General features: G+C 39.9%; 1 protein-coding gene. It reads left to right on the forward strand.

What is annotated here, in order from left to right; translation table 11 throughout:
* Positions 1-86: 86 nt before the first annotated feature.
* Positions 87-607, forward strand: a 521-nt coding sequence (locus tag RF647_RS19105; RefSeq protein ID WP_368813111.1) for a hypothetical protein, incomplete at its 3' end; no start/stop codon positions are given.

Genomic DNA, 607 nt, shown 5'->3' on the forward strand with positions numbered 1-607 from the left:
CCATACCAAACACTGGTAATAACACTACCGTTTATTTTATCTATAGAATATTGCGAGTCTTTACAATGAAACCACTTAATAAATCAGTGATTACTGTTGCTATTTTTGGTGCTCTTTTTGCTGGTTCAATGAATATTGCTTATGCTTTTGATTTCGCCACTGATGCAAATGGCTCTACTCAATGGGCGGAAAACATTCAAGGTCAAGTAGATGGGCTTTCTAATGATGATTATCTAAACGGTGAAGCAATCAAAGCCGCTCAAACTATAGCTACTAATGCAGAAGGTAAAGCTGATAGCGCGATTAGTGAAGCTAGCTCTGCTCTTAGTCTGGCTGGTAGCGCTAAAACTGATGCTAAAACTGCTCTTGATGCTGCTGACACTGTAGGTCAAAAATTAACTACTGTTGGTAACGCTCTGCAAGGTGAGATTAATCAAGAGAAAATTGATCGTGATAACGCCGATCACTTGATTATGACTACTGTTGATAATCATGATGTGCTGCTTAATGATCATGAAACACGTATTGCTGCACTGGAAAACCAGCCTACCCCGAAAGATGGTATTGATGGTAAAAACGGGATCGATGGTAAAGATGGGGCTACAGG

Source organism: Kocuria sp. CPCC 205263 (assembly GCF_040981075.1).
Classification (GTDB): domain Bacteria; phylum Actinomycetota; class Actinomycetes; order Actinomycetales; family Micrococcaceae; genus Kocuria; species Kocuria rosea.